Raw genomic sequence first — 3,951 nt, 5'->3', positions numbered from 1 at the left:
GCTACAGTTGCCTTATCTGGTGCGTCATAGTTAGTGACTGTTGGAGAGGCTTGGGTCGCCCATGTACCTGTTGACCAGTCTCCTTCTGTTACTTTACCTGTCACTTTGTTACGCTTGTTGGTTTTTGTTAGTTCAACTGTTTGCGTAACTGGGCTAGCTACTTCTGTTGTTTCATCAGTCGCATCTACATACTTGATGGTACGGGTAACAGTTTTGGTTTCTTGAACATCTTCTATAGCTTGCGGATATTTCACAACGATTGTCTCATCTGTGCTTGCGGATGTGACGGTCGCAGAAGAAACCGTAGCTGTTTCGGCTGGACCATAGTTTTCTACTGATGGTGAAACTTTTTCGTCCCAGTTGCCTGTTGACCAAGTTCCTTCTGTCACGACTTTCGTCACTTTATTACGCTTGTTAGTTCTTGTTAATTCAACTGTTTGCGTAACTGGGCTAGCTACTTCGGTTGTTTCGTTGGCTTTATCGACATACTTGATGGTACGGGTAACAGTTTTAGTTTCTTTAACATCTTCTGTAGCTTGCGGATATTTCACAACGACTGTCTCATCTTTGCTTACTGATGTGACGGTCGCAGAAGAAACCGTAGCTGTTTCGGCTGGACCATAGTTTTCTACTGATGGTGAAACTTTTTCGTCCCAGTTTCCTGTTGTCCATTCACCGTAGGTTACAACTCCTGTTACCTTGTTCTCAGTTTTTGTACGGCTTAAGGTTACAGGTTGAACAACATCTTCTTTGACAGTTTGGTTCGTAACTTTATCAACGTAATGAATGGTACGCGTTATAGTCTTCGTCTCAGTAGTGGTGGCTGTTTTAGGAACCACTGTTTCCTCAACATTCTCACGGTAGTAGTAGTTAACGGTTGCACCGTCTTCTGGTACAGTTCCTGTGGCATTTTCAGGAGTTGCTACCAAGGTGTATGTTGTTTTCCTTGTGATAACTCGGTCTTCTTTGTCCTCAGTTGTTGTTTTTCCTTCAATAACTTTTGCTTCTGTAGTATACTCAGAACCTATCGCTAAATCAGCTTGTACAACAGACTCTGCCAACTTCTCTTGGGTACCTTCTTTATAGTAATTGGCTGTTACTGTAGCAGTAGTAGGCGCTTCACGTTCCTCATATACATAAGTTACCGTTCTTACCCCGCTTACGATATTTCCTTCAGTAGGGGCAGAATTTTCCCCCAAATCTCTTTTGACTCTATAATGTTTCCCATTAGTCGTTGAGATAGTGCTGAGTTTTTTATCTGTGACATTATAGCTAGTACCAATCAGTTGTTTTTTATTGGTAATGTAGGTTCCGTCACTTTCTTTTTCTCCAATTCCAGTATCATTTTTCAATGATAGCAAATGCCCTTGTTCATCAACATAGCGAACTTTCACATTTCCTGAGATTAGTTCTGCCAATTCTGAGGTTTTCTTCTTTTTCTTGATTTCTTCGGTTATTTTCTTTTTCTCTTCTTCGGGAATATTTAGTTTTGGAATGATTTTTTCAACAACGGTTCGTGATGGTTCCACAGTATCTTGGATGACTGAAAAGTCAGCGAGAATTGGAAGATTATACTGAACACGGTGACTTTGAGGATTTACCCCTACTCTGTCATTATTCTCTGAAAATACTTGTACGGTATAAGAAACAACATCTTTTGCTAATAAAACATCCCCAGTAGAGAAGTAGCCACCTTTTCCTAGATTGCTATCTCCAGGACCCACTGCGTCCTTAATCTTATCAGATAGTTGTTTATCAGTCAGTACATTCGTTCGCACAATTCCTTTGTCTACCCCTACAAAGTGTGAGAAATGTTTGAAGTCTTCAGAATCAGATCTAGCCCAACCTTTATTAAGGTTATTTGCTTTTGTATTTGTATTGTCTCTCTCAAAGGTTTGGGAATCAACACCATATGTATCTGCACTTGCAGTTGCTTCTATATCTGACCCTTGAATACCTGCTTCCTTACTACCATTTCTAGCGGCGAGATAGGTGTATTTTTCTGTTTCTACTTCTAGCTGATCATCCTTAACATGATAGGTAATTTTCTTAGCACCTGGTATAAGAGTCCTCAGTAGTTTATATACTCTGTCATCAGCTTTAGCTGGAGGAGTGCTTGAGTTTAGCCAAGTTGGGGTATTAGGAGTATCTTTATCAGCAACTTTCAATAAATTATTTAATTCGTTTGATAGCTTTGAAGTTGACTGAGATGTGCTTGTGAATGTTTTTCCCCACTCTGAATCTCTTTCTTTTGATTTTTCTATACTTAAGAAGTCTTCCGTAACATTTAATACAATATCGCCTTGTTTTTTAACTTCTTCCCTAGCTTCTGCTTCCAATTGATTGTACAGTTTGGTATCTTCTTCTGTATAATATCTTCTGGGTTTACGGTGTAATGGAGTAAATTTTATTTTCTCATTACGAATTTTATTAACACGAGATTTAAACTCATCTTTAAAAAATTTGGAAATTTGGAAATTCGCCAGTTCTACATTTAAACCTTTTTTGTACAAGTTTTCATTTTGAACGATTTCGGCTACACGGTGAATGGTTTCATCGTATACCGTCTTCTCTTGGCCAGCAGTATCCTTAGTTTTAATGACTACTCGATAGGTTCCTTTAGAACCATTAATATCTGAGATATATCCTGTCACAAATTCCACACGAACACGGCTTCCGAAGCCAGGAGAAAAGGCAGTAAACTGCTTCTCTATCCCATTATATCCAACTACACCTGGAGAATATTTATTATACTTATCTTTTTCTAAAAATGGGAGATTCTTAAATTCGGTGGAGTTCTTATTAGCACGTTCATTTTGAGCACGTGGATCATACTTCGAATTATCTGAAACCGTCTCGTCACGATTAGCTCGTGTACGTCCTTTAACAAGCATAAGCATGTATTTAAAACGACGGTCTAATGCTTGTTCGTGCACAAAAATGTTATCTAAGGCATCTGCCCCAAGCATACCACCTTGTTCAATCGTACCATCTTCTTTCTTATACCAACCTGTAAAGTAACCATCTGCATTTTTCTTACCAATAACGAATTTACCTGGTCTGCCATCTTTACCTGCAATCGCTGTCCATCCACCGAAAGAATCAAGTTCTCTTATTTCACCATCTTGTAATTTATCTCCTGTACCATCTTCACTGACTTTGCCGTTTTTAAATCTAAGAGCATCCCCAAGGGTGTTCATACTACGCAAGTAAGAACGTTCATTATTTTGGAAGTCGTCTGGCATATTTTTTACAATATCCCATAATTGTTCGAGAGTCAGATTTTCCTTAGGAGTATCAAATTTCAGATGGGCATTCTTATCATCCCCACCTGTCTCTCCATCTTTAGGCACAATGACCCCGGGCTGGTGTTCTTTTACTGTGTCACCCTTACGATTGGCATCCAGTAAATCTGAATCAGTATCTGCTGTGTCTGAACCTCCCTCATTTCCAGAAGTCGGCTCTGATTCAGTTCCTGTAGCTCCATTCGATGAATCACTTGCCTCCTCATCAGCTAATTCTCTTTTACTACGAGTACGAGGTTTCGTACTTTCTGGAGTTACTAGCGGATTGTCAGCTACGGGAGCATTATAGGTGTTTGCTGCTGCATCAGTATGACTGAGGTCAGTCTTGTTTTCTGGCTCTCCAATTCCAGACTGTCCTGGATCTGTCGGGTTTGCTGTCCTCTCAGCTTCCCTCGCTGACTCCACGCCCTCAGCATGAGCAATCCCAGCTCCCATCAAAAGATAGAGCGCCCCAATGACAACACTAGCTGCACCGACACTCACTTTTCGAATACTGTATTTTAATTGTTTTTCTGGACTATTCATGACTACCTCCATATATATATATATCGAAAGATATATATTATAACAGATCTTATACAATAATCCTCATTTTAAATTATACAACGAATAAGGTTTAATTTCAATTCCCGACTTTATCACTTAA

The 3,951-nt window shown here is 39.5% G+C and carries 3 pseudogenes; all 3 read right to left on the bottom strand.

The annotated features are described in order from the left end of the window. Positions 1-839, bottom strand: a pseudogene (locus HT693_RS11585) (hypothetical protein); the annotation flags it as partial. After that, a pseudogene (locus HT693_RS12195) lies at positions 797-1,918 on the bottom strand (MucBP domain-containing protein). The pseudogenes HT693_RS11585 and HT693_RS12195, both read right to left, overlap by 43 nt. Positions 1,919-3,768: 1,850 nt before the next feature. Then, positions 3,769-3,830, bottom strand: a pseudogene (locus tag HT693_RS12190) (YSIRK-type signal peptide-containing protein); the annotation flags it as partial. Between the last annotated feature and the right edge of the window lie 121 nt (positions 3,831-3,951).

It is taken from the genome of Streptococcus sp. 2154 (genome assembly GCF_013277255.1).
Classification (GTDB): Bacteria; Bacillota; Bacilli; order Lactobacillales; family Streptococcaceae; genus Streptococcus; species Streptococcus pseudopneumoniae.
This window is presented reverse-complemented; position numbering and strand designations above follow the sequence as displayed.